Annotated in this window: 27 protein-coding genes, 1 tRNA gene and 1 pseudogene; 16 read left to right on the forward strand and 13 right to left on the reverse strand. The window is 66.7% G+C overall.

The genetic code is table 11. The annotated features are described in order from the left end of the window. The first annotated feature begins 87 nt into the window (after positions 1 to 87). Positions 88 to 936, forward strand: coding sequence for a D-amino acid aminotransferase (locus ACIGJB_RS05115; RefSeq protein WP_483731679.1), 849 nt, complete (start codon positions 88 to 90; stop codon positions 934 to 936). A 55-nt stretch (positions 937 to 991) separates the two neighbouring features. After that, entirely contained in the window at positions 992 to 1267 is a 276-nt protein-coding gene (locus ACIGJB_RS05120) for a hypothetical protein (protein ID WP_483731680.1), read from the forward strand. 13 nt (positions 1268 to 1280) lie between these two features. Here ACIGJB_RS05120 and dgcN read toward each other — a convergent pair whose 3' ends face one another. Both dgcN and yfiR read right to left on the reverse strand, forming a co-directional pair. After that, positions 1281 to 2564, reverse strand: a complete 1284-nt coding sequence (gene dgcN / locus ACIGJB_RS05125) for a diguanylate cyclase DgcN/YfiN (protein ID WP_483731681.1) — start codon at positions 2562 to 2564, stop codon at positions 1281 to 1283. Continuing rightward, complete coding sequence (yfiR, locus tag ACIGJB_RS05130; RefSeq protein WP_483731682.1) at positions 2561 to 3145, reverse strand: regulatory sequestration protein YfiR; 585 nt, start codon at positions 3143 to 3145, stop codon at positions 2561 to 2563. The genes dgcN and yfiR overlap by 4 nt, the downstream gene beginning before the upstream one ends. Before the next feature lie 235 nt (positions 3146 to 3380). Here yfiR and ACIGJB_RS05135 point away from each other — a divergent pair, with 235 nt between their 5' ends. The 4 genes and pseudogenes from ACIGJB_RS05135 to ACIGJB_RS05150 all read left to right on the forward strand — a co-directional run bounded on the left by ACIGJB_RS05135 (position 3381) and on the right by ACIGJB_RS05150 (position 5016). Then, entirely contained in the window at positions 3381 to 3842 is a 462-nt protein-coding gene (locus ACIGJB_RS05135; RefSeq protein WP_483731683.1) for a CopD family protein, read from the forward strand. Positions 3843 to 3923: 81 nt separating this feature from the next. Continuing rightward, entirely contained in the window at positions 3924 to 4127 is a 204-nt protein-coding gene (locus tag ACIGJB_RS05140; RefSeq protein WP_483708604.1) for a hypothetical protein, read from the forward strand. A gap of 119 nt (positions 4128 to 4246) precedes the next feature. After that, a pseudogene (locus tag ACIGJB_RS05145) lies at positions 4247 to 4648 on the forward strand (YXWGXW repeat-containing protein). Between the two features lie 140 nt (positions 4649 to 4788). Continuing rightward, on the forward strand, positions 4789 to 5016 hold the full coding sequence (locus tag ACIGJB_RS05150) for a hypothetical protein (protein ID WP_483708602.1): 228 nt from the start codon (positions 4789 to 4791) through the stop codon (positions 5014 to 5016). A 41-nt stretch (positions 5017 to 5057) separates the two neighbouring features. Here the strand turns inward: ACIGJB_RS05150 and ACIGJB_RS05155 are convergent, their stop codons facing one another. The 4 genes from ACIGJB_RS05155 to glpK all read right to left on the reverse strand — a co-directional run bounded on the left by ACIGJB_RS05155 (position 5058) and on the right by glpK (position 9150). Continuing rightward, positions 5058 to 5453 (reverse strand): hypothetical protein, encoded by a 396-nt coding sequence (locus ACIGJB_RS05155; protein ID WP_483731684.1) that lies wholly within the window; start codon positions 5451 to 5453, stop codon positions 5058 to 5060. Positions 5454 to 5531: 78 nt separating this feature from the next. Further along, the gene (locus ACIGJB_RS05160; RefSeq protein ID WP_483731685.1) at positions 5532 to 5912 is read right to left on the reverse strand and encodes an MliC family protein; all 381 of its coding nucleotides are present in this window, start codon (positions 5910 to 5912) and stop codon (positions 5532 to 5534) included. Between the two features lie 46 nt (positions 5913 to 5958). Beyond that, positions 5959 to 7563 carry a glycerol-3-phosphate dehydrogenase/oxidase gene (locus tag ACIGJB_RS05165; RefSeq protein WP_483731686.1) on the reverse strand — a complete coding sequence of 535 codons (1605 nt, stop codon included), beginning with the start codon at positions 7561 to 7563 and terminating at the stop codon, positions 5959 to 5961. A gap of 39 nt (positions 7564 to 7602) precedes the next feature. Then, the gene (gene glpK / locus ACIGJB_RS05170) at positions 7603 to 9150 is read right to left on the reverse strand and encodes a glycerol kinase GlpK (protein ID WP_483731687.1); all 1548 of its coding nucleotides are present in this window, start codon (positions 9148 to 9150) and stop codon (positions 7603 to 7605) included. A 50-nt stretch (positions 9151 to 9200) separates the two neighbouring features. Between glpK and ACIGJB_RS05175 the strand changes: the two genes are divergently transcribed. Together ACIGJB_RS05175 and purU are read left to right on the forward strand one after the other, a co-directional pair. After that, positions 9201 to 10043 (forward strand): NUDIX hydrolase, encoded by an 843-nt coding sequence (locus ACIGJB_RS05175; protein WP_483731688.1) that lies wholly within the window; start codon positions 9201 to 9203, stop codon positions 10041 to 10043. 69 nt (positions 10044 to 10112) lie between these two features. Then, positions 10113 to 10979: a formyltetrahydrofolate deformylase gene (purU, locus tag ACIGJB_RS05180; protein WP_483731689.1), complete on the forward strand. Its 867-nt coding sequence runs from the start codon at positions 10113 to 10115 to the stop codon at positions 10977 to 10979. 76 nt (positions 10980 to 11055) lie between these two features. Here the strand turns inward: purU and ACIGJB_RS05185 are convergent, their stop codons facing one another. After that, on the reverse strand, positions 11056 to 11826 hold the full coding sequence (locus ACIGJB_RS05185) for a DeoR/GlpR family DNA-binding transcription regulator (protein WP_483731690.1): 771 nt from the start codon (positions 11824 to 11826) through the stop codon (positions 11056 to 11058). A gap of 158 nt (positions 11827 to 11984) precedes the next feature. On the opposite strand from ACIGJB_RS05185, the gene ACIGJB_RS05190 reads away from it, so the two are divergent. The 6 genes from ACIGJB_RS05190 to ACIGJB_RS05215 all read left to right on the forward strand — a co-directional run bounded on the left by ACIGJB_RS05190 (position 11985) and on the right by ACIGJB_RS05215 (position 18093). Beyond that, positions 11985 to 13106, forward strand: coding sequence for an ABC transporter ATP-binding protein (locus ACIGJB_RS05190; RefSeq protein WP_483731691.1), 1122 nt, complete (start codon positions 11985 to 11987; stop codon positions 13104 to 13106). Position 13107: 1 nt separating this feature from the next. Beyond that, positions 13108 to 14226, forward strand: coding sequence for an ABC transporter ATP-binding protein (locus tag ACIGJB_RS05195; protein ID WP_483731692.1), 1119 nt, complete (start codon positions 13108 to 13110; stop codon positions 14224 to 14226). Next, positions 14223 to 15107 (forward strand): carbohydrate ABC transporter permease, encoded by an 885-nt coding sequence (locus tag ACIGJB_RS05200; protein WP_483708592.1) that lies wholly within the window; start codon positions 14223 to 14225, stop codon positions 15105 to 15107. The genes ACIGJB_RS05195 and ACIGJB_RS05200 overlap by 4 nt, the downstream gene beginning before the upstream one ends. Beyond that, on the forward strand, positions 15100 to 15921 hold the full coding sequence (locus ACIGJB_RS05205) for a carbohydrate ABC transporter permease (RefSeq protein WP_483731693.1): 822 nt from the start codon (positions 15100 to 15102) through the stop codon (positions 15919 to 15921). The genes ACIGJB_RS05200 and ACIGJB_RS05205 overlap by 8 nt, the downstream gene beginning before the upstream one ends. Positions 15922 to 15945: 24 nt before the next feature. Beyond that, on the forward strand, positions 15946 to 16254 hold the full coding sequence (locus ACIGJB_RS05210) for a DUF2160 domain-containing protein (RefSeq protein WP_483731694.1): 309 nt from the start codon (positions 15946 to 15948) through the stop codon (positions 16252 to 16254). A 123-nt stretch (positions 16255 to 16377) separates the two neighbouring features. Continuing rightward, complete coding sequence (locus ACIGJB_RS05215; protein WP_483732258.1) at positions 16378 to 18093, forward strand: ABC transporter substrate-binding protein; 1716 nt, start codon at positions 16378 to 16380, stop codon at positions 18091 to 18093. Positions 18094 to 18143: 50 nt separating this feature from the next. Here ACIGJB_RS05215 and ACIGJB_RS05220 read toward each other — a convergent pair whose 3' ends face one another. The 6 genes from ACIGJB_RS05220 to ACIGJB_RS05245 all read right to left on the reverse strand — a co-directional run bounded on the left by ACIGJB_RS05220 (position 18144) and on the right by ACIGJB_RS05245 (position 23373). Continuing rightward, entirely contained in the window at positions 18144 to 20075 is a 1932-nt protein-coding gene (locus tag ACIGJB_RS05220; RefSeq protein ID WP_483731695.1) for a sensor domain-containing diguanylate cyclase, read from the reverse strand. Positions 20076 to 20325: 250 nt separating this feature from the next. Then, on the reverse strand, positions 20326 to 20940 hold the full coding sequence (locus ACIGJB_RS05225) for a hypothetical protein (RefSeq protein ID WP_483731696.1): 615 nt from the start codon (positions 20938 to 20940) through the stop codon (positions 20326 to 20328). Between the two features lie 205 nt (positions 20941 to 21145). Continuing rightward, positions 21146 to 21220, reverse strand: a tRNA-Val gene (locus tag ACIGJB_RS05230). 120 nt (positions 21221 to 21340) lie between these two features. Beyond that, positions 21341 to 22051, reverse strand: a complete 711-nt coding sequence (gene dnaQ, locus ACIGJB_RS05235) for a DNA polymerase III subunit epsilon (protein ID WP_483731697.1) — start codon at positions 22049 to 22051, stop codon at positions 21341 to 21343. A 31-nt stretch (positions 22052 to 22082) separates the two neighbouring features. Next, positions 22083 to 22520: a ribonuclease HI gene (gene rnhA, locus ACIGJB_RS05240; protein ID WP_483731698.1), complete on the reverse strand. Its 438-nt coding sequence runs from the start codon at positions 22518 to 22520 to the stop codon at positions 22083 to 22085. Between the two features lie 58 nt (positions 22521 to 22578). After that, positions 22579 to 23373, reverse strand: coding sequence for a class I SAM-dependent methyltransferase (locus ACIGJB_RS05245; protein WP_483731699.1), 795 nt, complete (start codon positions 23371 to 23373; stop codon positions 22579 to 22581). Positions 23374 to 23385: 12 nt separating this feature from the next. Here ACIGJB_RS05245 and gloB point away from each other — a divergent pair, with 12 nt between their 5' ends. Together gloB and ACIGJB_RS05255 are read left to right on the forward strand one after the other, a co-directional pair. Then, entirely contained in the window at positions 23386 to 24186 is an 801-nt protein-coding gene (gloB, locus tag ACIGJB_RS05250; RefSeq protein ID WP_483731700.1) for a hydroxyacylglutathione hydrolase, read from the forward strand. A gap of 131 nt (positions 24187 to 24317) precedes the next feature. Beyond that, positions 24318 to 25976, forward strand: a complete 1659-nt coding sequence (locus ACIGJB_RS05255; RefSeq protein ID WP_483731701.1) for a transglycosylase SLT domain-containing protein — start codon at positions 24318 to 24320, stop codon at positions 25974 to 25976. Positions 25977 to 26002: the final 26 nt, after the last annotated feature.

A 26002-nucleotide genomic window follows, 5' to 3' on the forward strand; every position in this document is an offset into this window, starting at 1 on the left:
CGGAGATGGTTGCCTTATGCGGTAATTGCATAGGTTGGCTCCGCTCCCTGTGGAAGAATCGGACCTCCTCTCCAAGCCATTCGCACCATGTCCGACTCCACCGTCTATCTCAACGGCGAACTGACCCCTTTGTCCGAAGCCTGCATCCCGGTCCTGGACCGCGGCTTTATCTTCGGCGATGGGATCTATGAAGTCATCCCGATCTACAACGGCAAGCCGTTTCGCGGCGCCCAGCACCTCGCGCGCCTGGCACGCAGCCTGGCATCCATCGGCATCCCCGATCCGCACAGCGAGTCCGAATGGCTGGCGCTGATTGCCCGTGTGGTCGAGGCGAACGGCTTGTCCGACCAGATGGTGTACATCCAGGTAACGCGTGGCGTGGCGCGGCGCATGCATGCGTTCCCTGCTGAAGTGACACCGACGGTGCTGATCATGACCAATCCGATGTCGCTGCCGCCGGCGTCGGCCGTGGCCCAGGGCGTGCCGTGCGTGACGATGGAGGATCGCCGCTGGCTCAACTGCCAGATCAAGTCGACCTCGTTGCTGGGCAATGTGCTGGCCGCACAGCATGCTGCGGAACACGGGGTCACCGAGGCGATCCAGTTCCGCGATGGCTGGCTCACCGAGGCGTCTTCATCCAATGTCTGGGTGGTCAGCAAAGGGCGGGTGTCGGCCCCGCCCAAGGACAACCTCATCCTGGAAGGCATTCGCTATGGCCTGATGGAGGAACTGTGCGCGGCGCTCGATATTTCGCTGGAGGCGCGCCGCATCTCGCGTGACGAGGTGTTCGGTGCCGACGAGGTATTGCTGTCGTCGGCAAGCAAGGAGCTTCTTCCCGTCGTTTCCATTGATGGCCGGGCGATTGGGTCAGGCACGCCCGGACCGGTCTTCCGCAAGCTCTACGACGCCTACCAGGCCGCCAAATCCGCGCTTTGAGCCCACGGGTTTGCCCGTGCTAGCATGACTGCCCAACCGCTTCCGGGAGACAGCGATGGCCAAGCGCGAGCGCGGCCGGCGCGCCTTGCAGGACGAGGTGAGCCGGCGAGTCCAGCAGATCGATGAAATCGGAGAGGACGGTGCGAAGATCCGCGTACCGATGCCTGAGCCTCACCCGCGCGATGCGCGCGGACGGAACTGGGATATGAAGGGGCTCGGCCGGGGCACCGGCTACGAGGCCGGCATCCGCGCCGCGGTCGACAAGGTGCGGGACGAGTTCGACTTGTCGGACGCCGTGGAGAATCGAGCGCCCAATCCGTTTGGCGACTGAGGACAGGTTGGCGTCATCGCTGGTCCTGGCAGGCCTCCAGGCGTGGCTCGGCACTCTGCCAGCCTCCGCCGGACTGGCGCTTGGCGCCGTACATGGCCGCGTCGGCCGCATGCAGCAGCCCCTGGCTGCCCTGCGCATGCACCGGAAACACGGCCATGCCAATGCTGAGCGAAGCCGTGATGCGGCTGCCATCGGGTAACAGGACGGGCTCGGGGACCCGTTGCAGGATCTGCTCCGCAATCTGGATCGCGTCTGCCGGCGCGCGCAAGGAAGTGGTCAGCACCGCGAACTCGTCGCCGCCCAGCCGGGCGACGACATCGCCTTCGCGCACGCTGGCGCGGATGCGTTGCGCCAGGGCCACCAGCACGGCGTCGCCGGCAGCGTGGCCAAAACGGTCATTGATACCCTTGAAGTCATCGCTGTCGAGGTAGAGCACCGCCGCATGGCCGGCGCTCGCTGCTGCCGCGCGCACGGCGAGCTCCAGCAGTTCTTCGAACGCGGACCGGTTGAGCAGGCCCGTCAGCGAGTCATGGCTGGCACGATGGGCGAGCGACCGGTTCTCGTGCTGCATCTGGTTTTGCCAGGTTTGCAGTTCGTCGAGCAGGCCGTTGAAGTCATCGCCCAGCGCATTGAGTTCCTCGATGCGGGCAGGCGGCGTGCGCTGGGCGAAATCGCGCTCCGAACGCACGGCGTGGGCCACGCGCATCAGGTTGCGCAGCGGCTCGATGATTTGCACCAGCATGCGGCTCGACAGGTAGTGCGCGCTTACCGCCGTCAGCAGCAGGCAGGCGAGCAGGCCGAGCGCGCCCTGCAGCAGGAAGTGCAGCAGGTTGGACGGATCGCCGGTTATGCGCAGCGTGCCGACCGGCTTGGCGTCATGCAGGATGCGCTGCTCGATCACGCCGGTGCCGAGCAATTCCCCGATCGCGTGGCGCAAGCCGTCACGGCGTTCGTGGCCCGCACGATGCCAGTCCGCCAGGACGCGGTGGTCCGGATCGAGCACGGTGGCGCGGGATACGTCTTCGGATGCGGCGATCAGGGCCAGGGTCTCGCCGGCGGCGGCCTTGTCGTGGAAGACCACGGGTGCTTCGAGCGTATAGGCAATCGAACGCGCCACCAGCCGCAGGTTGTGGTCGGCATAGACCCGCAGTGCGGTCAGGCCCAGTGCTGTCAGGGAAAGCCCGGCCGTGCAGACCGCCAGCAGCGCCACGCCAAGATGGATGCGGCGCAGCGCGCCGTAGAGGGTAGGGCGTTGCCGGCCATTGGCAGCATTGGCAAGGCGCGATCCGGGCTTCATGACGATGCGCCCCTGCGCCGGCCCAGTTGCAGCACGGCGGGATGGACATGGACACCGCTGCGGCCGAGCGCATCGAGATTCACGCGGAACGACACCTGGCTCTCGCGGATACTCAGGCAGAACATGCTGCCGGTCTCGCACTCGAAGTCTTCTTCGCTGATCACCAGCACCGGCCGGCCCGTCAGTTCCGCGGCGAGGCGCTGGCGCCGGACGTCGGTCATGGCGCCAAGATAGAGCGCGTCGCACTGGCTCGCGAGCGGATCCGCCATGACGTCGACCTCGCGCGGGCGCACCTGCCTGCCGTTGCCCAGGGTAGCGCCCTCAAGCAGGCGCGCCGGATACCGGCTGGCGTTGTCCACGCACAGGCGGATCGACTCTCGCTCCGCCGGCCAGCGCGCATAGCCGAGCAGGCTGAAGACCACGCGCGCCACCATGTCGACGCGTTGCGGGGCCGGCTGCGCGGTGACGCCCGGGGGCAGCACGGCGGGGACGATGGCAAGCACGGCGACCATCAGCGGCCGCAGGCAGTAACGAAGGAAGGTTGGATTCCGCCTGGAGCGGATGGCTGGGGCGCGAGCCATGAGGTGGGCGAGTGTGCGTATGGCCTGATCGGGTTGTCTGAGACGGCTCCCGTCTTCTGGTCTTGAACGGTCCGGGATGGACGAGAGGGCGGTTCCCGGATTGCCAGAGCGAGTTATCGGCACGATCGCGGCAATCCTGAATTCCAGGAAGTCGCGCCGTATCGTGTGCGCACGAATGCGCGTGGCGCATAGAATGCAGGCTTCGGCGCGCAGCGCCCGCTCTCGCACAGCAAAGATGAACTTCCTGCCGATTCTCCTGTTCCTGCATGTGATGGCCGCTGTCGTCTGGGTGGGCGGCATGTTCTTCGCTTACCTATGCCTGCGGCCGGTCGCCGGCCAGGTGCTGGAACCGCCGTCGCGCTTGCGTCTCTGGCACGGCGTTTTTGACCGCTTCTTCCGCTGGGTATGGCTGGCACTGGTGCTGATCCTGCTCAGCGGCGGGGCCATGATGGCCCAGGTCGGCATGGCCTCGGCACCGCCGAACTGGCACCTGATGGCAGGCATCGGCGTGGTCATGGCGGCGATCTTCGTCTTTGTCTTTTTCGGCCCCTATCCGGTCTTGCGGCGTGCCGTGGAAGCTGGCGAATGGCCCGTTGCCGGCGCCGCGCTCAACCGGATCCGGCAGGCGGTCGGCATCAACCTGGTGCTGGGCCTGATCAATGTCGCGGTAGCCACGCTGGGGCGACTAGGCGGCTGATAGCGCGGGGCGCCACGGGCTCGGGGAACTGTTGGCCTGCTGTGCTAGTCTTCCCAGACACGCATTGCGAGGAGGTGGATCATGACGAGCGAGTCCCGTTCCGGCCTGAAGGCTTTCGTGCAGACCGCGCCCCAGGCGGGCCGCTATGTCTGGATCATTTCACTGGTCGATTTCAATGCCCAGCAGATCCGGCGCACCATTGTTTCCGACGATACGTTCACCACATCGGACGCGGCGCGCGTCGCAGGCGATGCCGAACTGAAGGCCATGGCGGCGGACCACTAGTCCACCACGCCGTCGTGCCGCGGCACGACGGTCGCCTGTGCCTGGATACCCTTTCTTACAACGGGTGGACGCCCGTGGGCGTTAGACTTGCGTCACATCCACAAAAAGAAAGGGTTTCCATGACGAATCGTTTTCGCGTCCTGCCGCGCGCGGTCCTGCTTGCGGCCTTCATTTGCGGCGGACTGGCCGCTGGTTCCGCCGCGCAGGCCCAGGTCTCGGTCAACATTGCCATTGGCGTGCCGCCGCCGGCACCGGTCTATGAGGTCGTCCCCCCACCGCGTCCCGGCTATGTCTGGGCGCCGGGCTACTGGGATTGGGACGACCACCACCACAAGCATGCATGGAAGCAGGGACGCTGGGAACGCGAGCGCGCTGGCTACGTCTACGAGTCTCCGCGCTGAATCCAGTCGCGCGACGGCTGGGTGCTGGTGCCGGGCCGCTGGGATGATCACCGCGGCAAGGGCAAGAAGGATAAGGGGTATCACTGCCCGCCGGGCCACGCCAAGAAGGGCGAGTGCTGAGCTGATGGCGGATGTCAGGCCCGGGCCACAGCCTTCACGATGAGAGCCGTGCGGGATGCCATGCTACGATCCCCGCAACGGTAGTTCGACGCGACTGGGGGCCGTCCGGCCCGCCTGCAGCCGACACGGAGAGACGGACCATGGCCAAGCATGTTTTCACGCGTGCCCAGTATCTCGACATCCTTAACGACAGCTTGCGCAACCATCCGGGCTGGCGGCCCGGGATGGCCTTTGTATTCCTGCCGCCAGGCGCCGATGCCAGCCAGGCAACAGCCGTCGGATGCACGGGCCCGCTCGAGGCCATCCCGGTGTATGCGGAAATCCAGCGCGTCGCGGCGGACCTCATCGAGGTGAGGGAAGGGCGCTAGCGCGGCGCGGGCCGCAGTCCAGACCGCGCTGCGCGCTGGCCTTACTCTTCGTCGTCGTCCTCGTCTTCCTCGTCGCCGAGGAATTCGCGGCGCAACATCCAGTTGGCGATCGCTTCGTCGCAGATCTTCTTGAACTTCTGGCGGTCCGGCATCTTGTCGAACATCGCGAAGTTGACCAGCGCCATGCCGGCATCGGTGATGTAGAACATGCGGCGCGGATCGTCAGGGTGGACGATGCGTCCGTCGATGCCGCCTTCGTCACTGTCGGCCGGCATGTCTTCGAGTTCGACCACGCGGCACGTGAAGCGCGGGGTGCGCGTATGGGTCAGGTACTCGAACTCGTCGTGCAGGACCTCTCCGCCGCGTCCGGCGGCGATCGCGAAGCCCCAGATGAAGCGTGGCATGGGCAGGTCGGACAGTTCTTCAAGTTCGTCCATGGTGTTCTCCGTATGGCAATGGCCCGCATTATCGCCCGGATTGCCGCTGCCTCAAATGGCCGGCGATGACAGGCCGCGCTATCGCATGGCGCGGCAGCCGCCCAGCATGGGCGGATTGGCGTCCGTCTGCATCAGGTCGCGCAATGTGCCCTCGTCACCCTTGGTCCACCATTCATAGCGTCCGCCCACATAGCGCGCGCCGGAACCGCTGACCACGCTCACGGCCAGCACGGGCTTGCCCTCCAGCCGCAGGATGGCCGCCTGGTTGTCGGTGCTGTTGAAGTAGCGCACGGTCAGCGGCTTGCCGCCGTCGCACTGGTAGCGCACGGTGCGGACCTCGGGAAATCGCACGCTGTCGATGCCTGGGGCGCCGGCAGCGTAGGCGCCCGCGCTGGCGCTCGCGGCCAGCAGGAGGGCGGGGAGGGCGGGGAGGGCAAGTCGTGTCGGTCGGTGAGTCATTCGTGATCCTGTCAGGAATCGAGCATTGGGGACAGCGGCCGCTGGCTCAGGCGAGCATGTAACCGGCGGCGAGCTTGCGGAAGCTCTCCACTTCGCCGGCCTGCCAGGCGTCGTCGTGGCCCAGCTCTTCCGCCAGGATCGCCGCCACGCGCGGCGCGGCCTCCACGGCCGCGCGGGCATCCAGGAACAGCGCCCGGTTGCGCCGGGCCAGCACATCCTCGACCCGCCGCGCCAGTTCATGGCGCGCGGCAAAGCGCACGTGGGCTTCGGTCAACCCTGCCGTGGGCGCCAAAAAACTCTCATAACCGGGCAGGGCCTGCAATGCCGGCAACTCGTTGCCATAGTAACGATCCGGCGAGACCGAATTGGGCGCCGGCAGGTCCGCGGGCAGGCTGTTGCCGCCATGCAGGACAAGCTCGGCCGTCACGCAAGGCGCGGCGCGCACCATCTGGCGCTGGATGGCCGTCTCGATGACGTCTTCGGCCATCTTGCGGTAGGTGGTCCATTTTCCGCCGGTGACCGTGATCAGACCGGCACGCGACACCACGATGGTGTGCTCGCGCGACAGTGAAGCGGTCGAAGCCTCGCCGGTCGCCCTGACCAGCGGCCGCAGGCCGGCCCAGACACTGGTGACATCGGCCCGGCCCGGGTCCCGCGCCAGGTAGCGCGAGGCGGTATCCAGGATGAAGTCGACATCGTCGGCGCTGGCATCGGGCTCCAGCGGCAGGTCCTTGCGCGGGGTGTCGGTGGTGCCGACGATCGTGTGCCCGTTCCACGGCACCACGAACAGCACGCGGCCATCATCGGTCTTGGGGATCAGCACGGCGCGGTCGCCGGGCAGGAAGGCGCGCGGCAGCGTCAGGTGCACGCCCTGGCTGGGCGCGACCATGGTGCGCGCGTGGCCGTCTTCCATCTGGCGGATGGCGTCCACCCAGACGCCCGTGGCGTTGATCACGCAGTCGGCGCGCAGGCGGAAGGTGGCGTCGCCGAGCGCATCGCGCACGGTCACGCCATTGACCACGCCGCCTTGCTGCGACAGACCGGTCACCGGCAGATAGTTGATGGCGGTGCCGCCCACGTCGAACAGCGTGCGCATCAGCGCAATGGCCAGGCGGGCGTCGTCGAACTGGCCGTCGAAGTACAGGTTGCCGCCGCGCAGCGGGCGCCCGCCCACGTGCTCGGCCAGCGCCGGCGCGGCGTCCAGCACCTCGCGGTGGTTCAGCCAGCGGCTGCCGTCCAGGTTCAGGCTGCCGGCCAGCATGTCATAGAGCTTCAGGCCGATGCCGTAGAACGGCTGGTCGAACAACTGGTAGGCCGGCACGACAAAGCCCAGCGGCCAGACCAGGTGCGGCGCGTTGCGGGCCAGCAGCCCGCGCTCATGCAGCGCTTCGCGCACCAGGCTGATATTGCCCTGCGCCAGGTAGCGCACACCGCCGTGCACGAGCTTGGTGGCCTTGCTCGACGTGCCCTTGGCGAAGTCGGCGGCTTCCACCAGCAGCGTGCGGTACCCGCGCGACGCCGCGTCGACGGCCGTGCCGAGGCCGGTTGCGCCGCCGCCGATGACGATCACATCCCAGCGCGGCTCCCGTTCCAGGCTCGCCAGCAGGGCGGCGCGGGACGGCGGCTGGATCGGGGTCGGGACTTTCTGCATGACGCGTTCGGGTTGGAGGTTGGGAGGCTGGCGTGGCAATCAGGATGTCGCGGCGCCGGCGGCTTCGTCGTCTTCGCGCGCCCAGTCGCGGGCGCGTTCCACGGCGCGGTGCCAACGGGCCAGCCGGTGCGCGCGCGCGTCACCGGACAGGTTCGGCTCGAACCGTTGCTGCACTTGCCATTGCGTCGCGATCTCCCCGGCATCGCTCCAGTATCCGGTGGCCAGCCCGGCCAGGTAGGCGGCGCCGAGTGCCGTGGTTTCCGTGACGCGCGGACGCACCACGGTCGTGCCGAGCAGGTCGGCCTGCATCTGCATCAGCAGGTCGCTGCGCGAGGCGCCGCCGTCCACGCGCAGTTCGGCCAGCGAGATGCCGGCATCCTTCTGCATGGCGTCGAGCACGTCCACGCTTTGCAGCGCGATCGATTCCAGCGCGGCGCGCGCAATCTGCGCGCGCCCGGTGCCGCGGGTCATGCCGACCAGCGTGCCGCGTGCGAACGCATCCCAGTGCGGCGCGCCCAGGCCGGCAAAGGCCGGCACCAGCACCACGCCGCCGGTGTCATCGCATTGCCGCGCTAGCGGCTCGACCTCGGGCGCGCTCTCGATGATCTTCAGGCCGTCGCGCAGCCATTGGATGGTGGCGCCGCCCATAAAAACGCCGCCTTCCAGGCAGTACTGGGTCTGGTCGCCGATCTGCCATCCGATCGTCGTCAGCAGCCGGTTGCGCGACACCACGGGCTGGTCGCCGGTGTTCATCAACAGGAAGCAGCCCGTGCCATAGGTGTTCTTGGCCATGCCTGGCGACAGGCAGGCCTGGCCGAAGGTGGCCGCCTGCTGGTCGCCCGCGATGCCGGCAATGGGCACCTCCAGGCCGAACAGGCGCGGCACCGTGCGGGCCACTTCGCCGCTGGACGGCACCACTTCGGGGAGTACCGCGTGTGGGATGTCGAGCAACGCCAGCAGCGCGTCGTCCCATTGGAAGGTGTGGATGTTGAACAGCATCGTGCGCGATGCGTTGGACACGTCGGTCACGTGGCGGGCACCGTCCGTGAGCTGCCAGATCAGCCAGCTGTCCACGGTGCCGAAGGCCAGTTCGCCGCGCTGCGCGCGTTCGCGTGCGCCGGGGATGTTGTCGAGCATCCAGCGCAGCTTGGTGCCCGAGAAATAGGCGTCGATGACCAGCCCGGTCTTCTCGCGGATCATCCGTTCATGGCCGGCGTCCAGCAGCGCCTCGCACATCTGGGCGGTGCGGCGATCTTGCCAGACCAGCGCGCGGCCCACGGGTTCGCCGGTCTTGCGGTCCCACAGCACCGTGGTCTCGCGCTGGTTGGTGATGCCGACCGCGCGCAACTGGGAAGCCGAGATGCCCGAGCCGTTCAGGACCTCATGCGCGACCGCCAGCTGCGACTGCCAGATTTCATACGGGTCATGCTCGACGTGGCCGGGATGTGGGTAATATTGGCGGAATTCGCGCTGGGCCAGTCGCACCACACTGCCGGTGTGGTCGAACAGGATGGCGCGCGAACTGCTGGTGCCCTGGTCGAGCGCCAGTACGAACTGCCGCCCGGCCTCCGTGGTCTGCTGGTTCATGCCCTTCTTCCCTGATTTCGTCCCTGAAATACCTCAACCTGCGTCTGCCGATGCCTACCGACACCCTTGCCGCCATCGACGCGTCCATTGCCGCGCGCAGCCCGTTCGACCGCACCACCAAGCTGCGCCTGATGGTGTCGGGTCAGCAGGTCGGCTGGTTGCCGCGCGCGCATGCCGACATCCTGCGCGGCATGGGCTGCGTGCTGGGGCCGGAGGAGGACACGCCCGCCGGTTGCGCCGTCGACCTGTTGCCGGGCCGTGGCGATTTCACGGTACGCAGCGCCGCGCTCGAAGCGCTGGCCCGGCAGCTTGCCGATGCCGGCCACGTGCGGGGCTGGCGCAACGAACTGTTCGCCGTGACGCCGGCGCTCGACGCCCCGGCGCTGGCCGTGGTGGAGCGCGCGGCGGCGCGCTTCCTTGGCCTGCTCACGTTCGCCTCGCACATGAACGGCGTGATCCGCGGCGAGCCGGCTTTCTGGATCTCGCGCCGCAGCCAGGCCAAGGCGGTCGACCCCGGCATGTGGGACAACCTGGTGGCCGGCGGCATGCCGCACGGCAGCGACCCGCTGGCCACGCTGGTGCGCGAATGCGAGGAAGAGTCGGGCATCCCGGCTGCGCTGGCCCGTGGCGTGCAGGCGCACGGCCACATCGAAGTGCTGCGCGAGATTCCCGAAGGCGTGCAGTGGGAACACGTCCATGCCTATGACCTGGAACTGCCCGCCGACTTCATCCCGCGCAACCAGGATGGCGAGGTGGCCGAACACCGCCGCATCGATCCCGCCGCATTGCTTGCTATCATGTCGGCCGGCACCATGACGGTCGATGCGACACTGGTGACGCTGGATGCCCTCCGCCGGCGCGGCTGGCTGCCATCCGCGGGCGATTCCGCCTGACGCCGGGCCCCCGGCCCCGCCTGCGCCCTCGCGGCCCCGTGCCGCACGCACCCGACAGAACAATTCACGATGAGCAACACCGGATTCATTCTTACTCTTTCGTGCCCGGACCAGCCGGGCATCGTCCATGCCGTATCGGGCCTGCTGTTCCAGAACGGCTGCAATATCGTCGATTCCGACCAGTACGGCGATGAATTCACGGGCCGCTTCTTCATGCGTGTGCATTTCACCCCGCCGGCCGGCGGCCCGGGGCTGGACACGCTGAAGGCCGCGTTCGCGCCGGTGGGCGATCAGTTCGGCATGCAGTGGGAGCTGAACGACGCGGGCGCCAAGCCGCGCGTGATGATCATGGTGTCGAAGATCGGCCACTGCCTGAACGATCTGCTGTTCCGCGCCAAGGTGGGCGGCTTGCCGGTCGAGATCGCGGCCATCGTGTCGAATCACCGCGACTTCTACCAGCTGGCGGCGTCCTACGACGTGCCGTTCTTCCACCTGCCGCTGATGAACGCGTCGGCCGAGCAGAAGGCCGCGCAGGAAGGCCGCGTGTTCGAAGTCGTGCGCGACCAGAACATCGACCTGGTGGTGCTGGCGCGCTACATGCAGGTGCTGTCCGACGACCTGTGCCGCAAGCTGGCCGGCCGTGCCATCAATATCCACCACTCGTTCCTGCCGAGCTTCAAGGGCGCCAAGCCGTACTACCAGGCCCATGACCGCGGCGTGAAGCTGATCGGCGCGACCGCGCACTACGTGACGGCCGACCTCGACGAAGGCCCGATCATCGAGCAGGAAATCGCGCGCGTGGACCACAGCATGGATCCGGAGCAGCTGACGTCGGTCGGCCGCGACGTGGAATGCGTGGCGCTCGCGCGCGCGGTCAAGTGGCATGCCGAACACCGCATCCTGCTGAACGGCCACAAGACCGTCGTCTTCAAGTAATTCCCGCAGCTTGCCGCCGGCGCGCATCGTGCCGGCCGGCACGCGGACACCGTCGCGCGCCGCCGTGGCGGCGGCCTCAGTCCTGGTCCGCCACCACACAGTTCACTCCGCTGTCCGCGATGATCTGCCCGAACGGGACCGCCAGCGGCTGGTCGGTGAACAGCCTGTCCACCTGCGACAAATGCGCCAGTTCCACCATCGCCTGGCGATGGAACTTGCTGGCGTCCGCCGCCAGCCACACTTCGCGCGCATGCTCCATGATGGTCCGCGCCACCTTGACCTCGCGAAAATCGTAGTCGCGCAAGGTGCCATCGGCCTCGATCCCCGAGATGCCGATCAGCCCGATATCCACCTTGAACTGGCGGATGAACTCCACCGTGGCCTCGCCCACGATGCCGCGGTCGCGTGAACGCAGCACGCCACCGGCCACGATGACTTCGCAGTCCGGGTTGTCGGCCAGGATGCCGGCCACGTTCAGGTTGTTGGTGATCACGCGCAGGCCGCGGTGATGCATCAGCGCGCGGGCAATTTCTTCGACCGTGGTGCCGATGTTCAGGATCAGCGAGCAGCCTTCGGGCACCGCCTTGGCCACCGCGCGCGCGATCCGTATCTTGCCTTCGGCGTTGAGTACCTGCCGCTGCCGGTAGCCGATGTTCTCCGTGGTCGATCCCTCGACCCGCACCCCGCCGTGGAAGCGGGCCAGCATGCCGCTCTCCGCCAGCAGGTTGACGTCGCGCCGTACGGTCTGCAGCGTTACGCCGAACTTGCGCGCAAGCGCGTCGATCGAGGCAAAGCCCTGGTTGCGGACTTCATCGAGGAGGGCGGTTTGGCGCGGATTGAGGGTCATGTCCGGAAGTCTAGTTCAATCACAAACGAAAACAAATGATGCGCTGCACTATTGTTTTATGTTCGTTCATTTACTAAAACGAGCATAAAGCCAAGTCCCGTGCGCGTGAGGCGCGCGAATTCCTGTGATGCAAAGAGCGTTTCGAACATGGAGCTCGGATGCAGCTGAGTCTCGAGGGCATTGCGCAGCAGGCGGGCTCGGAAGCCTGCCTGTATCCGATGTCGCTGGCGCCCGCCGCGGGCGCGGTGACGGTGCTGCTCGGCGCCACGCAGGCCGGCAAGACGTCGCTGATGCGCGTCATGGCCGGCCTGGACCGGCCCAGCGCGGGCCGCGTACTGGTGGATGGCGCCGACATGACCGGCGTGCCCGTGCGCGAGCGCAATGTCTCGATGGTGTACCAGCAGTTCATCAACTATCCGTCGATGCGCGTGTTCGACAACATCGCGTCGCCGCTGCGGCTGCGGCGGCAGGCGGATCGCCATGACATCGCCGCGCGCGTGCGGTCGCTGGCTGTCCGGCTCCATATCGATCATCTGCTGGACCGCTACCCGTCCGAACTGTCGGGTGGCCAGCAGCAGCGCGTGGCGCTGGCGCGCGCGCTGGCCAAGGGCGCGCCGCTGATGCTGCTGGACGAGCCACTCGTCAACCTGGACTACAAGCTGCGTGAGGAACTGCGCGAAGAACTGACCCACCTGTTCGCACAGGGCGATGCCACCGTGGTCTACGCCACCACCGAGCCCGCTGAGGCGCTGCTGCTCGGCGGCTACACCGCCGTGCTTGATGCCGGCGAACTGCTGCAGTACGGCCCGACGCCGGACGTCTTCCACTATCCCGATTCGCTGCGCGTGGCGCGGGCCTTCAGCGACCCGCCCATGAACCTGGTCGCAGGCACGCTGCAGGGCGGCTGGGTCACGCTCTCGGACGATATCTCGGTGCCCGTGCCCGAAGCCGGCCGTTACGGCGGCCCCGTTACCGTCGGCGTGCGCGCGGCGGCGCTGCGCCTGGAAGGTTTGCCGGGATCGGTGCCGGTGCCGGGCCGCGTGGCGCTGGCGGAGCTGTCCGGCTCCGATACGTTCGTGCACGCCGACACGCCGGTGGGCAACCTGGTCGCGCAGTTCGCCGGCGTATTCGACCTGCGGCTGGGCGCGCCCCTGATGCTGCATCTCGTACCGGAGCAGCTCTACGTTTTTGATGAGGAGGGCCGGCGCCTCTGTGCGCCGAGGCGGCCTGCGGGCCTGGCGGCCGATGTCCTGCCACCCGGTGCGGCAGCAAGGGGCTGACATGGCGCGTATCGACCTGGACCTCGCCCATGCCTACGTCGCCAACCCGCAATCCGACGAGGACTACGCGCTGCTGCCGCTGCGGTTCAGCTTCGAGGACGGCGGGGCCTACGCGCTGCTGGGGCCGTCCGGCTGCGGCAAGACGACCTTGCTGAACTGCATCTCCGGCCTGTTGCGCCCGTCGCAGGGACGCATCCTGTTCGACGGCCGAGACGTGACCGACGACTCGCCACAGGCGCGCAATATCGCGCAGGTGTTCCAGTTCCCGGTGATCTACGACACCATGACCGTCGGCGAGAACCTGGCCTTCCCGCTGCGCAATCGCGGCGTGCCGCCGGCACAGGTGCGCGAACGGGTAGGGCGCGTGGCGGAGATGCTGGACCTGTCGGGCGCGCTGGACCGGCGCGCGAGCGGGCTGGCGGCCGACGCCAAGCAGAAGATCTCGCTGGGCCGCGGACTGGTGCGGCAGGACGTGTCGGCGATCCTGTTCGACGAGCCGCTGACGGTGATCGATCCGCAGCTCAAATGGCAGTTGCGGCGCAAGCTCAAGGAGATCCATCACGAGTTCCGGCTGACGCTGATCTACGTGACGCATGACCAGACCGAGGCGCTGACCTTTGCCGACCAGGTGGTGGTGATGTCGCGCGGAAAGGCCGTGCAGGTCGGGCCGGCAGACGCGCTGTTCGAGCGCCCAGCGCATACCTTTGTCGGGCACTTCATCGGCTCGCCGGGCATGAACTTCCTGCCGGCGAACTGGCGCGATGGTGCTGTCGATATGGCGGGGCGCCGCTATATGCCGGCGTTGCCTGATGCGGTGGCCGGCGCGTTGCAGGATGCGGGCAGTTTCCGCGTCGGCGTGCGGCCCGAGTACCTGCGACTGGCCGGCAACGCCGATACGCAGGCGGTGCCGGTGCGCGTGGAACGCGCGCAGGACATCGGCACCTACTGGCTGGTGACCGGCTCCGTGCAGGAAGCCGGCGGGCAGGTTGGCACGCTGCGCGCGCGCCTCGGGCCGGAAGCCGCGGCGCTGCGGCCTGGCGATACGGCGTGGCTGTCCGTGTTCAACCGCCATACCTGCTACTACGTCAACGAAGTGCTGGTGCCATGGAGCCAGCCATGAAGCCCATCAACCAGAAAGCGTGGCTGCTGGTGTTGCCGGTGGTGCTGTGCGTGGCGTTCTCGGCCATCCTGCCGCTGATGACCATCGTCAACTACTCCGTGCAGGACATCATCTCGCCCGAGCGGCGCGTGTTCGTCGGCACCGAGTGGTTTCGCACCGTGCTGCGCGACGGCGAGCTGCATGATGCGCTGCTGCGCCAGCTGGGCTTCTCGCTGGCGGTGCTGGCGGTGGAGATCCCGCTGGGCATCCTGCTGGCGCTGTCGATGCCCGCGAAGGGATGGAAAGCCTCGGCCGTGCTGGTCATCATCGCGCTGTCGCTGCTGATCCCGTGGAACGTGGTGGGCACGATCTGGCAGATCTTCGGGCGCACCGACATCGGCCTGCTCGGCGCCGCGCTCGACGGCATGGGGTTTGACTACAACTACACCGGCAGCGCCTTCGATGCGTGGATGACCGTGCTGGTCATGGATGTCTGGCACTGGACCCCGCTGGTGGCGCTGCTCTGCTATGCCGGGTTGCGCGCCATCCCCGATGCCTACTACCAGGCCGCGCAGATCGACGGCGCGAGCCGCTTCGCCGTGTTCCGCTACATCCAGCTGCCGAAGCTGCGCGGCGTGCTGATGATCGCCGTGCTGCTGCGCTTCATGGACAGCTTCATGATCTACACCGAGCCCTTCGTGCTGACCGGCGGCGGCCCGGGCAACGCCACCACGTTCCTGTCGCAGTACCTGACGCAGAAGGCGGTCGGCCAGTTCGACCTGGGCCCGGCCGCGGCCTTCTCGATCGTCTATTTCCTGATCATCCTGCTCATGTGCTTCATCCTCTATAACTGGATGCAGCGCGCGGGCACCGCCGGCAGCGAGGACATGCCCCATGGCTGACGCCCGCCACCGCGCCACGGCGTGGCGCACCACGTTCCTGCTGCTCTACCTGCTGTTCGCCATCCTGCCAATCTACTGGATGGTGAACATGTCGTTCAAGACCAACGAGGAGATCCTCTCCACGCTGTCGCTGTGGCCGGCGCAATTCACGCTGGAGCATTACCAGACCATCTTCACCGATGCCTCGTGGTACTCGGGCTATATCAATTCGCTGATCTACGTCGCCATGAACACCGTGATCGCTATCACGGTCGCGCTGCCCGCGGCGTACGCGTTCTCGCGCTACCAGTTCATCGGCGACAAGCATGTCTTCTTCTGGCTGCTGACCAACCGCATGACGCCGCCGGCGGTGTTCCTGCTGCCGTTCTTCCAGCTCTACAGCACCATCGGGCTGATGGACACGCACCTTGGCGTGGCGCTCGCGCACCTGGTGTTCAACGTGCCGCTGGCGGTGTGGATCCTGGAGGGCTTCATGTCGGGCGTGCCGCGCGAGATCGACGAGACCGCCTATGTGGACGGCTATTCGTTTCCGCGCTTCTTCCTGACCATCTTCCTGCCGCTGATCAAGGCCGGCGTGGGCGTGGCCGCGTTCTTCTGCTTCATGTTCAGCTGGGTGGAACTGCTGCTGGCGCGCACGCTGACCTCGGTCAACGCCAAGCCGATCGTGGCCACCATGACGCGCACGGTATCGGCGTCGGGCATGGACTGGGGCGTGCTGGCCGCGGCCGGCGTGCTGACCATCGTGCCGGGCGGCATCGTGATCTGGTTCGTGCGCCACTACATCGCGAAGGGCTTCGCGATGGGCCGCGTCTAGCCACCGATCCATGAGGAGATCGCCATGCTGAACTGGATGGTCTGGACCACGCCGGTGGCCGTGTTCTTTGCCTGCATCGTTGTCATGCTGGTGGCCATGACGGCATGGGAAGTCCGCTCGCCCGCGGTGCTGCGCAAAGGCTTCCTGCCGATTGCCACCACGCGCGGCGACCGGCTGTTTATCGGCCTCATGTGCGCCGCATGGATCAACCTGGCTTGGGTGGGACTTGGCGAAAGCATGATGCAGTGGTTTTCGCTGGCCGAGGAACCGTCCATCTGGATCAGCTTTGGCCTGTCGATGCTGGTCTTGCTGTTGGTCATGCGCAAGGGCTGAGGGCCGGCCCGCATCACGATTCGTGGGACATGCGGCTTGACCCTTCCCCGGGGCCGCGCGCGGACAGCAAACGGGGAGGGGACTCTCGAGGAGACACCGATGAACGTGCACGTGAAGTCAGGAATGACGGTCCTAGCCTGCGCGGCCGCGCTGGCATGCGGCCACGCCTGGGCTGGCGAGGCCGAGGCGAAGAAGTGGATCGACAACGAGTTCCAGCCATCGTCGCTGTCCAAGGACAAGCAGCAGGCCGAGATGAAGTGGTTCATCGATGCGGCCGCCAAGCTCAAGGCCAAGGGCGTCACGCAGATCAACGTGGTGTCGGAGACCATCACCACGCACGAGTACGAGTCCAAGACGCTGGCCAAGGCGTTCGAGGAGATCACCGGCATCAAGGTGAATCACGACATCATCCAGGAAGGCGACGTGGTCGAGAAGCTGCAGACCTCGATGCAGTCGGGCAAGTCCATCTATGACGGGTGGATTTCCGATTCCGACCTGATCGGCACCCACTACCGCTACGGTGCCATCCTGCCGCTGTCGGACTATATGGCCGGCGCCGGCAAGGAATGGACCAATCCCGGCCTGGACGTGAAGGACTTCATCGGCACCAAGTTCACCACCGCGCCGGACGGCAAGCTGTACCAGTTGCCCGACCAGCAATTCGCCAACCTGTACTGGTTCCGCGCCGACTGGTTTGCGCGCAAGGACCTGCAGGACAAGTTCAAGGCCAAGTACGGCTATGACCTGGGCGTGCCGACCAACTGGTCCGCGTACGAGGACATTGCCAACTTCTTCACCAATGACGTGAAGGAGCTGGACGGCAAGAAGGTGTACGGGCACATGGACTACGGCAAGAAGGACCCCTCGCTCGGCTGGCGCTTTACCGACGCGTGGCTGTCCATGGCGGGCACGGCCGACAAGGGCCTGCCGAACGGCATGCCGGTCGACGAGTGGGGCATCCGCGTGGCGGAGGACAAATGCACGCCGGTGGGCGCGTCGGTGTCGCGCGGCGGGGCGACCAACAGCCCGGCGGCGGTCTATGCGCTGACCAAGTACATCGACTGGATGAAGAAGTTCGCGCCGCCGCAGGCCATGGGCATGACTTTCTCCGAAGCGGGCCCGGTGCCCGCGCAGGGCCAGGTCGCGCAGCAGGTGTTCTGGTACACGGCCTTTACCGCCGACATGACCAAGAAGGGCCTGCCCGTGGTGAATGCCGATGGCTCGCCCAAATGGCGCATGGCGCCGTCGCCGTACGGCCCGTACTGGAAGCAGGGCATGCAGAACGGCTACCAGGACGTGGGTTCGTGGACCTTCTTCAAGAACACCGATCCCAACCGGCTGGCCGCGGCATGGCTCTATGCGCAGTTTGTGACGGCCAAGACGGTGTCGCTGAAGAAGTCGCTGGTCGGCCTGACGTTCATCCGCGACAGTGATATCCATCACGACTACCTGACGCAGAACGCGGCCCGGTACGGCGGGCTGATCGAGTTCTACCGCAGCCCGGCGCGCGTGGCGTGGACGCCGACCGGGACCAACGTGCCCGACTATCCGAAGCTCGCGCAGCTCTGGTGGAAGAACGTGGCCACGGCGGTGACCGGCGAGAAGACGCCGCAAGCCGCCATGGACAACCTGGCCGAAGAGATGGACCAGGTCATGGGCCGGTTGCAGCGCGCGGGCATGAGCCATTGCGCGCCCAAGCTCAACACCAAGAGCGAACCGACGAAGTGGCTGTCAACCGAGCACGCGCCATGGAAGAAGCTCGACAACGAGAAGCCGAAGGGCGAGACCATCGCCTACGACAAGCTGCTGCAGGCGTGGAAGGAAGGGCGCGTGCGCTGATGGCTTGTAGCGGGGCCTGCCGGCACCTGGCAGGCCCCGGCTGACCTTCGCTACGCGGGCGTGTCCGCCAGCGGCGCGGCATAGCGCGCCTTGCCGTGGCGCTTGGCTTCATAAAGCGCCATGTCGGCCCGCATGAACAGTTCGCTGACGGACATGCCTTGTCCGGGCCGGTGAATGGCCGAGCCGACGCTGACGGTGGCGGCATGCGCCTGCCCATCGATGACGAGCGGTGCCAGCGCCGTCTGCACGATGGCGTTGGCGATTCGCTCGACCGCGCGGATATCGTTGACGTTCTCCAGGATCACCGCGAATTCGTCACCGCCAATGCGGGCCACGGCGTCTTCCTTGCGCACGCTGCCGGTCAGGCTCTGGGCAAAGGCAATCAGGAGACGGTCGCCGATAGCGTGCCCGTAGCCATCGTTGACGGCCTTGAAGTCATCCAGGTCGACGAGCAGCAGCGCTGCCGCCCGCCCGCCGGTGTCGGCGCGTGCCAGGGCTTCGGCAAAACGCCGGTCGAAGCCCTTGCGGTTGAGCAGGCCGGTCAGGTGGTCGGACATGGTCTGCGCTTCCAGGCTGCGCAGCTTCTGGCGCTCGCTCGTGACATTGCGCGCGAACAGGTGCAGCCCGTGGATGGTGTCTTGCGCGTCGTTCCAGGCCGGCTGGCAGGTGACCTGCATGCATTCCGATCCGTCCGGACTTTCGCGCGTGAACTTCACCGCCTTGCCGGCAAAGGCCTGCTCCAGGTACGGGCGCGAGGCCAGGTAGGCCTGGGTGCCCCACAGCTCCCGCAGCGACAGGCCGATGATCTGCTGCGCCGGCAGCCCGAAATGGCGCGCATAGGCCTGGTTGACGAAAACAAAGCGCTCGTTCATGTCGACGAACGAGACAAAGTCCGGCACGTGGTTGGCAATCGCCTCGATGCGCTTCTCGCTCTCGGCGGCGTGGTCCTTGGCGGCCTTTAGTGCCGCTTCACGCTCGGAAAGCTGGTGCATGACATCGGCGAACGTCGTGGACAGTTCGCCGATCTCGTCGTCGCGGCCGACCGGCAGTTCCGAGGCGGCGGCGGGGTTGGCGGCGACGCGGCGCACCGCGCGGTGCAGCCGCTGCAGCGGCGCGAGCAGCCACACCATCACCAGCCACATCAACGCGGCTGCGACCGCGAGCGACACCGCGGCGATGGCAAGCACGCGGCGGCGCGCCTCGATCAGCGGGGCGTAGGCCTCGGTGGCCGGCAGCACTGCCACCAGTTCCCAGCCATTGGATTCCAGCAGATAGCGCGCAATGACCGGCTGGCGCGGGCGGATGGGCTCCCAGAACGATTCGGGCTGCTCGGCGCCGCAGTTCTCGCCGACGGCCCTGGCCGGGGTCAGCAGTTTCGCGGCATCCCGATGCATGGCGTAGCGCGGCTTGGGGCCGGCGGAAACCAGGCAGAAGGTGCCGGTGATACCAACCGGGCTGCGTGCCAGTTCCTGCAGGAAATTGTTCAGCGACAGGTTGATGACGCCGCCGACCACCGCGCGCAATTCGCCGTCAGGCCCGCGCAGCGGAACGGCCAGTACCACGCCGGGCGCCTTGGTCAGTTTGCCCTGCAGCAGGTCGGACACCGCAAGCGGAGCGCCGTTGGCGATCGCGCGGAAATAGTCGCGGTCGCCCAGGTTGATGTGCAGGCCGTCCGGCACCGCTGTACTGAAAATCAAATCGCCGGTAGGGCCGGCCAGGAACACGGCGTTGAAGTCGGCGGACAGGTCGGGCATCTGCCTGGCGATGCGCTTGAGTTCGGCCGGGCGATTGCCCAGCGCAGGCGCGAACTGGTGGGCCATGTGGCGCAGGATGGTGGCCCGGTTCTCGAACTTCTCGTCGAGCTCCTCCGCGACCATCCTGACCATGGCGTCCTGATGGCTCTGCTGCACCGCCTTCAGGCCGTAGTAAGCGTAGTACTGCGAAGCGAAGGCCCGCAGCACGATGATCAACGTAACCACCATGGCGGTTGCCACCGCCATCCGCAGTTTTATTGAGTGACGCATGATGTGTTTGTTCTTCTGCGCACTGACCCGTTTCCGGTCCCAGGGATATGGATTGACGACCCCGCCCTTTTGTACGGAACCCAGGCGCAGCGTAGCAGTTGTCGTCATCATCGCGATGGACGCCGACGGATGCGGTAGGGCATTGTGGGGCTTGCTGCACTCTGCCGGCGCAATGGTGGCAACTGCGCGACGGTCTTCGCGGCGACGGTCATGATCGCGCGCCGACGGGCCACTGGCGGATGCGCAGGATGACCCGGTCGGCGAGCCGGATCACCAGCTCCAGCAGCGCGGGTTCCCGCCGGCGCGTGATGCCGGCGGTATAGCGCACGGTGGCTTCGTCGCCGCACTCCGGCGCATCGCGGCAGCCGCAACGGATCGCGAGCCTCAGGATATGCAAAGGCACGAAGCGCTCGGCCTGCTCCATGTCCGCCAAAGCCTCCAGGGAGAAATGCAGCGGCAGGCGGGACAGCCGGATGAAACGCTCGCGCAGCTTGCCGCATGTGCGCGCATCGAGCGCGGCGCCTTCGGCGTGGAAGCCGGCGCGCGTCATGCCCTGGGCCGCCGGCTGCCACAAGGCGCCGATGGCGAGATGGGGCAGGGTGGGCCGAACGGGGCTGGCTTCCAATGATTCGTCGATCGCCACGAAGCTGCCCAGCAGGTCGTAGGTCAAGGCCGTGCGGCCAAAGATACGGTGGTAGCCGGTGATGCAGTCGAGGTCTTCGTCATAGACCGGCCTGGCGTCGCGAGGCACGCGTACGGGGCGGACTTCGAACCAGCCGGGTGATACGGGGGAATGCCCGGACCAGGTAAATGCCGCTTGCATGGCGGGCACCTGCGAAAGAGGTCGGGGTGAAACGTGCGGCATGAGGCGGCGGCTCCAGCTGGTTGTTGGAGCCGACTACCGTATCGGCGCGGCGATCATGCCGGAATGAGACGGTGCCGTTTAATCGAAACGGGGGTGTTGCGGAAGAAGCGGGGAGGGCGGGGAGAAATGAAAAAAGCCAGCACAAGGCTGGCTTTCCTGAATCTGGTGGGTGGTACAGGGATTGAACCTGTGACCCCTGCCGTGTGAAGGCAGTGCTCTACCGCTGAGCTAACCACCCCAGGCCGCGTCGCTTTCGCGTTGACTTTCGTCGTGCAGCTGAGAAACGAGATTATGCAGACCTTCTTGTATCTTGTAAAGCCCTTGCGCCAGTTTTTTTCTGAGGAGGGTGGCGGGCCACTTACGCCATAGCGGCTTCCTGCCAGACGGTCTTGCCGCCGCTTGCCTTGTCCAGCTGCTTGAGCACGCCGATATGCGCGGTCGTTTCTTCTTCGCTGGCGCGCAGTACGGGCAGGACGAGGTGCGAGAGGTCCGAATCGGCGACAGAGCCATCCGCGGATTCCGTGCCGTCCAGCATGTCGATGACCAGGGAGTTCTGGCCGCGCGTCATGGCAAGGTAGACCTCGGCCAGCAGTTCGGCATCGAGCAAGGCGCCGTGCAGCGTGCGGTGCGCGTTGCTCACGCCAAGCCGGTCGCACAGGGCATCGAGCGAATTGCGCTTGCCGGGGAACATCTGGCGCGCTTCGAGCAGGGTGTCGATCACGCTGGCGGCGTGGCCCCGGAACGGCGGCAGTCCCAGCAGGCGGAACTCCATGTCCAGGAAGCCAAGGTCGAACTGGGCGTTGTGGATGATCAGCTCGGCGCCCTGCACGAAGTCGCGGACGTCGTTGACGATCTCCGCGAACTTCGGCTTGTCGGCCAGGAAGTCGATGGTGATGCCGTGGACAGCCACGGCGCCCTCGTCGATATCGCGCTCGGGATTGACGTAGAAGTGCAGGTGGCGGCCCGTGAGCCGCCGGTTGACCAGTTCGACACACCCGATTTCAATCAGGCGGTCGCCGCTGGCGGCATTCAGGCCGGTGGTTTCGGTGTCGAGTACGATTTGTCGCATGGCGGGCATTCTAGCGGAGCGGCGGGCCGGCTCAGGCGTTAAGCGATTCGACGCCGCGATTGGCCAGCGCGTCGGCGCGCTCGTTGCCCGGGTGGCCATTGTGGCCGCGTACCCAGTGCCAGCTGATCTGGTGCGGCTGCACCAGGTCATCGAGGACTTGCCACAGGTCCGCGTTCTTCACCGGCTTCTTGTCAGCGGTTTTCCAGCCGCGAGCCTTCCAGCCTGGCAGCCATTCGCTGATGCCCTTCTGCACGTATTGCGAGTCGGTGTACACGCGCACGATGCAAGGGCGCTTGAGCGCGCGCAGCGCTTCGATGACCGCGGTCATCTCCATGCGGTTGTTGGTGGTGTTGGGCTCGCCGCCAAACAGCTCTTTCTCGCTGGCGCCGGCCACCAGTACTGCGCCCCAGCCGCCACGGCCGGGATTGCCCTTGCAGGCGCCATCGGAATAAATCGTAACTTCTTGCATGTGTCGTTCGTCAGGGCAGCCCTCCAGGGCTGCCGCAGGGTTGATGTGCGTGCCGGAATCAGCAGTCGTCGCCGGGCGTCTTGCCGTGCGTGCCGGTCGGAGTGGCCACCGGGGAGGCTACGGGCGTCAGCGCGGCCTTGGCGGTCTTCCAGGCCGGGCCGACCAGGCGGATATTGCGCACGCGCTTGACCGCGGAAATCATGTACACCGCGCCAAAGATCGGCCACCAGCGGTCGCCGGCCTTTTCCATGAAATTGGCGCGCTGCAGCCAGCGGTCGGTGCGGTAGGGCGGGCAGTAGCAGCCGAAGCGGCCACGAATGATGTCAAAGCCCAGCAGCTTGAGCCAGTCCTTGATGCGCACAAAGCCGATCGATTGCGCGTCGGTGGGCAGGAACGGCATGGCGCCCAGGCGGTTCAGGCCCTGGCGCGCGCCCCACAGGCTCATCGGGTTGAAGCACGTCACCACGACGCGGCCCTCGGGCATCAGCACGCGCGAGATCTCGCGCAGCACTTCGTGCGGGTCCTCGGCGAATTCGAGCACGTGGGGCAGGGTGGCAAGGTCTATGCTCTGCGTATCGAATGGCAGTTCATCGAACCGGCACAGCAGCTGGCGCGCATCGGGGTGCGCCGCGCGCGGTCCGTGCGGGCCGCTGGCAGGATCGAGCGCGAGCGCCGAGAACGGCATCCGGTTTTCGCGCAGGGTATCGATGACGGGCAGGCCCATCTGGACCGCGTGATAGCCGAAAATATCCGTCACGATCCGGTCGTATTGCTGCGCCTCCCACCGGAGCATGTATTGCCCGGGAGGCGAAGCCAGCCAGTCTTCCCAGCTTACAATCGGACGGTCAGCCATAGGAGTACACGCATGTTGAAGGTGGAGCCGATCCCGGCATTTCAGGATAACTATATCTGGGCCATCCACGACGGCCGCACTGCCGCCGTGGTCGATCCCGGCGAGTCGGCGCCGGTGGAGCGGTTCCTGGTGGACAAGGGCCTCGCTCTGGGCGCTATTGTAATCACCCATCACCATGGCGATCACCAGGGTGGCGTTGCTGAACTGCTCGCGGCGCACCCGACCGGCCCCGACGGCGAGCCTATGCCCGTGATCGGGCCGGCAGGCGAGCGTATCGGCGCGCGCACGCAGGCCGTGCGCGAAGGCGATACGGTGACGTTGCAGGCGCCCGCGCTGCAACTGCGCGTGCTCGATGTGCCGGGCCATACCGCAGGCCACGTCGCCTACGTCGGCGAGTTGCCCGGCGCCGGTCCGGTCGTGTTCTGCGGCGATACCCTGTTTGCCACTGGCTGCGGCCGCCTGTTCGAAGGTACCCCGGCGCAGATGCTGTCGTCGCTGGACAAGCTGGCTTCGCTGCCGGGCGAAACGCGTGTCTACTGCGCGCACGAATACACGCGCAGCAATGTGCGCTTTGCGCGCGCGGTCGAGCCCGGCAATGCGGCGCTGGCGGCCTGGGATGCGCGCGTCGAGGCCTTGCGCGCGCAAGGCCAGCCGACCGTGCCGTCCACCATTGCGCTGGAGCGCGAGGTCAATCCGTTCATGCGTTCGCGCGAGCCCGCGGTGCGTTCTGCAGTGCAGGCGCAGGGAGGCAGCGTGGCCGGCGATGCGGAGGCTTTCGGCGCCTTGCGCGGGTGGAAGGACAATTTCCGCTGAACGGCATCACAGCAGGTTCGCTGCGGTTTGCGGCGCGACCGGCGCCTGCGCTCACTGGAAAATCTCATTGACGCGAAAGCCTGTTTTTTTTAGCATCACGCAACCTTTTAGCGTCACAATTCGAGAATTTAATGAAATTTGGTCGATTACTGGCGGTGTTTGCAAGCGTGGCGCTGCTGGCTGCCTGCGCCAGCACGCCCACACCGCCCGGCGCCGATGCGTCCGGCGTCCCGACCGCCCTGACTTCCTCGCGCAGCGGCAAGGATCCGCTGAACTCGCTCAGCGCCGACAAGACCGTCGCGCCTGGCGGCGTCAAGATCAACGCTGATCAGCCCGGCCTGGACTGGCTGCGCGGGCCGTCCTCCGATATCTGGGACCGCATCCGCCGGGGCTTCGCCATGCAGGACCTGGAAGGCACGCTGGTGGATGACCGCACCCAGTGGTACGCGCAACGCCCGGAATACATGGAGCGCATGGTGGCCCGGTCGAGCCGCTACCTGTATCACATCGTCGAGGAACTGGAGCGGCGCAATATGCCGACCGAGCTGGCGTTGCTGCCGTTTGTCGAGAGCGCGTTCAATCCGCAGGCGCAATCGAGCGCCAAGGCCGCGGGCATGTGGCAGTTCATCCCGAGCACCGGCAAGTCCTACAACCTGAAGCAGAACATGTTCCGGGACGAGCGCCGCGATGTGCTGGCCTCGACCGACGCGGCGCTCGATTATCTCCAGCGCCTCTATGACATGTTCGGCGACTGGCACCTCGCGCTGGCGGCGTACAACTGGGGTGAAGGGGCGGTGTCGCGCGCGATCGCGCGCAACCAGGCGCGTGGCCTGCCGACGGACTACGCCAGCCTGACGATGCCCAACGAGACGCGCTACTACGTGCCCAAGCTGCAGGCGGTGAAGAACATCATTGCCAACCCGGCGGCCTACGGCGTGCGGTTGCCCGAGATCCCGGACCATCCATACTTCGTCACGGTCACCACGAGCCGCGATATCGACGTCAAGCTCGCGGCCAAGCTGGCCAATATGTCGCTGGAAGAATTCAAGGCGCTGAACCCGTCGTTCAACCAGCCCGTCATCCTGGGCGCTTCGAACCCGCAGATCCTGCTGCCGTTCGATAACGCCGAACGCTTCCAGTACAACCTGAACACCTATCGCGGCGGCTTGTCGAGCTGGACCGCGGTGACGGTGGACAACCGCGAGCGCGTGGAAGCGCTGGCGGCGCGCCTGAACATTGACCCGGACACGCTGCGCGAGATCAACAGCATTCCCCGCGGCATGCGGCTGAAGGCCGGCTCGACGGTGATGATCCCGCGCTCGGGCCCCCACGACCAGGACATCAGCGCGACGCTGGCCGACAGCGCCATGCTGGCGATGGAGCCCGACCTGCCCGATGCGCGCCGCGTGGTGGTGCGCGCCGGCCGCCGGGATACCGTCACCTCGGTGGCACGGCGCTACGGCGTGTCGACCGGCCAGGTGCAATCGTGGAACAAGCTGTCCGGCACCAAGCTGGTGGCGGGGCAAAGTCTTGTGCTGATGGTGCCGGTCCGCGCCCGCGGGGCGGCCAGGGCCGCGCGTGCAGAGCCGGCTGCCGACAAGCCCGAAGTGGTGCGCGTGTCGTCGTCCGCGCGGGGCAAGGCCGCAGGGCGCAAGCGCATGACGGTGGAAGCTGCGCCACGGCAGGCAGCCAGCAAGAGTTCGGGGGCGTCGCGGGCTTCGGCGGCCAAGGCTGCACCGACGGTGAAGGCGTCGTCCAAGGGCAGTTCCAAGGCCGCCAAGACGCGTTAGGGCGCGGCATGAGCGGTAAATCGGGG

Source organism: Cupriavidus sp. C2SS-8b, from assembly GCF_057073745.1.